4 protein-coding genes and 1 pseudogene are annotated in these 3272 nt (G+C 72.5%); all 5 read left to right on the top strand.

What is annotated here, in order from left to right; all coding sequences use genetic code 11:
* Nucleotides 1-424: DUF2017 family protein (locus AC2W7A_RS10770; protein WP_485991349.1), on the top strand; the 424-nt coding region annotated here is incomplete at its 5' end.
* The gene (gene murI / locus AC2W7A_RS10775; RefSeq protein ID WP_485991350.1) at nt 421-1362 is read left to right on the top strand and encodes a glutamate racemase; all 942 of its coding nucleotides are present in this window, start codon (nt 421-423) and stop codon (nt 1360-1362) included. The genes AC2W7A_RS10770 and murI, both read left to right, overlap by 4 nt.
* Entirely contained in the window at nt 1359-2174 is an 816-nt protein-coding gene (locus tag AC2W7A_RS10780; RefSeq protein WP_485991351.1) for an MBL fold metallo-hydrolase, read from the top strand. The genes murI and AC2W7A_RS10780 overlap by 4 nt, the downstream gene beginning before the upstream one ends.
* A 60-nt stretch (nt 2175-2234) precedes the next feature.
* Nucleotides 2235-2951, top strand: a pseudogene (gene rph, locus AC2W7A_RS10785) (ribonuclease PH); the annotation flags it as partial.
* Nucleotides 2948-3272 (top strand): non-canonical purine NTP pyrophosphatase (locus AC2W7A_RS10790; RefSeq protein WP_485991352.1); only part of this gene is annotated, 325 nt, incomplete at its 3' end. The pseudogene rph and the gene AC2W7A_RS10790, both read left to right, overlap by 4 nt.

Below are 3272 nucleotides of genomic sequence, written 5' to 3' on the forward strand. Positions count from 1 at the left end.
GGACGCGGACGCCGGCCCTGCGGCGCAGGACGCCCAGCGGGACGCCGAGCACCGTGCGGACGCGGAGGACCTGCTGATCGACGCCAAGCTCGCGGACGCCCGGCGGGCACGGGAGCTGCTGCGCTCCACCGAGGTCCGCCTGGACGAGCAGGAGGCACTGGCCTTCAGCCGTGCCCTGAACGACGTCCGCCTGGTGCTCTCGGCCCGGCTGGGGATCGCGGACGAGCAGGACGCGGCCCGAGTGCACTCGGTGGACGACTGGAGGGACGCCGCGGACGAGGACTCCGCGATGGCGCTGCTGTACAACTTCACCTCGTGGTTCCTCGAGACGCTCATGGACCAGATGCTTCGCGGACTGCCGGAGGGCGGCCGTGAGGACGTGCCCGGCCTCGAGGGGTCGGACGCCGGAGAGGACCGCGCATGACCGCCGCCGCTCCCACCGCCGCCGCTCCCATCGGCATCTTCGACTCCGGCGTGGGCGGGCTGACCGTGGCCCGCGCGATCATGGACCAGCTGCCGCACGAGCCGCTGATCTACGTGGGGGACACCGCGCACTCCCCGTACGGGCCCCGCCCGATCGCCCAGGTGCGCGCGCTGGCCCTCGGCATCATGGACGAGCTGGTGGACGCCGGGGTGAAGGCCCTGGTCATCGCCTGCAACTCTGCCTCCGCGGCCGTGCTCCGGGACGCCCGGGAGCGCTACACGGGACGCCACGGGATCCCGGTGGTGGAGGTGATCCAGCCGGCGGTGCGCCGCGCCGTGGCCGCCACCCGCAACGGACGGATCGGCGTGATCGGCACCCAGGCCACCGTGGGCTCCCGCGCCTACGAGGACTCGTTCTCCGCCGCCCCGCACCTGGACGTTGTCTCCTCCGCCTGCCCCCGCTTCGTGGAGTTCGTGGAGGCCGGCATCACCACGGGGCCCGAGCTGATCGCCACCGCCGAGGAGTACGTGGTCCCGCTCAAGGCCGCAGACGTGGACACCCTGGTCCTGGGCTGCACCCACTATCCGCTGCTGACCGGTGTGCTCTCTCTGGTCATGGGGGAGTCCGTCACCCTGGTCTCCTCGGCCGAGGAGACGGCCAAGGACCTGTACCGGGCGCTCGTCAAACACGGCCTGGAGCATCCGCACTCCGCCGCCGGCGCCGCCCAGGCCGTGGAGCACCGGTTCATGGCCACCGGCGACCCGGAGCACTTCCAGACCCTGGCCCGCCGCTTCCTCGGCCCCGAGGTCGGGGCCGTCCAGCACATCGACACCGTCCGCGAGCGCTACCCCACCGGGGTGCTCGCCCAGATCACGCCCGAGATGATCGAGCGCAGCCGACGGGGGCTGCCGCCCGAGGGGGAGGGACCCACCGCATGAAGCTGACCATCATCGGAGCCAGCGGCTCGTTCCCGGGGCCGGGTTCGCCCGCCTCCTGCTACCTCGTCACCGCGGACGCGGTCGCCGACGACGGCGTCACCCCGAAGACGTGGCGCATCCTGCTGGACATGGGCAACGGCTCCCTGGGCACGCTCCAGCGCTACATCATGCTGGAGGACCTGGACGGGGTCTGCCTGTCCCACCTCCACCCGGACCACTTCATGGACCTGTGCGGGCTGCATGTGGCCGTGCGCTGGAATCCGGACGGCTGGCACCGGGGCCGCGTCCCGGTCCTGGGTCCGAACGGCACCGCGGAGCGCATCGCCGTCGCCTACGGCATGGAGCCGGAGCCGGGCATGCACCCGGACTTCGACTTCTCCTCCTGGGAGCCGCTGAAGACGGTCGAGCTCGGACCGTTCCGCCTCACCCCGTATCCGGTGCGCCACCCGATCGAGGAGGCCTACGCGCTGCGCATCGAGGTGGACGAGCCGGGGACGGACGGCGAGGTCGTCACCCGCGTGCTCACCTACTCCGGAGACACGGACGAGTGCGAGGGCCTCGTGGACGCCGCCCGGGACGCGGACATGTTCCTCTGTGAGGCCGCCTTCCACGAGGGCCGCGACGACGGGATCGACGGGGTCCACCTGACCGGCCTGCGGGCCGGACGCATGGCCGCCCAGGCCGGAGCCCGGCGCCTGCTGCTCACCCACCTGCCGGTGTGGAACGACCCGCAGCGGGCCGTGTCGGAGGCGGCCGAGACGTATGACGGTCCCCTCACCGTGGCCGTCTCCGGGATGAGCTACCGCGTCTGAGGCGGGTCCTAGACTGGTGGGCATGACCGCTGCTGAGCAGAACCACACCCGTCCGGACGGCGCGCCGTCGACGAGCTGCGCCCCATCACCATCACCCGGGGCTGGTCCCGGCAGGCCGAGGGGTCGGCGCTGATCGAGTTCGGCAACACCCGCGTGCTCTGCACCGCCTCCTTCACCGAGGGCGTGCCGCGCTGGCTCAAGGGGGAGGGCACCGGCTGGGTCACCGCCGAGTATGCGATGCTCCCGCGCGCCACGGACTCCCGCAACACCCGTGAGTCCATCAAGGGCAAGATCGGCGGCCGCACCCATGAGATCTCCCGCCTCATCGGGCGCTCTCTGCGCGCCGTGATCGACATGGACGCCCTCGGCGAGAACACCATCGTCCTGGACTGCGACGTCCTGGACGCCGACGGCGGCACCCGCACCGCCTCCATCACCGGCGCCTACGTGGCGCTCGCCGACGCCGTCGAGTGGGCCCGCCGTGAAGGCCATGTGAAGCGCGACGCGAAGGTCCTCAAGGACTCCGTCTCGGCGATCTCCGTGGGCATCGTGGACGGTGTCCCCGTCTTGGACCTGCCCTATGTGGAGGACGTGAAGGCGGAGACGGACATGAACGTCGTGGTCACCGGCTCCGGCGACTTCGTGGAGGTGCAGGGCACCGCGGAGGGTGCTCCGTTCCGCCGCGAGGAGCTGGACACGCTCCTGGACCTCGCGCTGGCCGGCACCGCCGAGCTGGCGCAGATCCAGGCCGAGACCCTGCGCGGTGACCAGGCGTGAGCGGCGCCCGCCTCGTCCTGGCCACCCGGAACGTCGGCAAGGTCCGTGAGCTGCGCCAGATGCTCGCCGCCGCCATGCCGGAGCTGGACGTGGACTCCGCCGTGGTGGACGCGGCCGCGGTGGACGCCCCGGACGTGGTCGAGGACGGAGTCACCTTCTCCGCGAACGCGCTGAAGAAGGCCCGGGCCGTGGCCGCCGCGACGGGCCTCATCGCCGTCGCGGACGACTCCGGCCTGGCCGTGGACGTCCTCGGCGGCGCCCCCGGCATCTTCTCCGCCCGTTGGGCGGGCCGGCACGGGGACGACGCCGCGAACCTGCGCC

The organism is Micrococcus sp. LASM2_SD2, from assembly GCF_057364565.1.

Excerpts from the sequence above, each read along its gene's own strand:
- murI (WP_485991350.1), top strand. The coding sequence starts at position 421 with ATGACCGCCGCCGCTCCCACCGCCGCCGCTCCCATCGGCATCTTCGAC.
- AC2W7A_RS10780 (WP_485991351.1), top strand. The coding sequence starts at position 1,359 with ATGAAGCTGACCATCATCGGAGCCAGCGGCTCGTTCCCGGGGCCGGGT.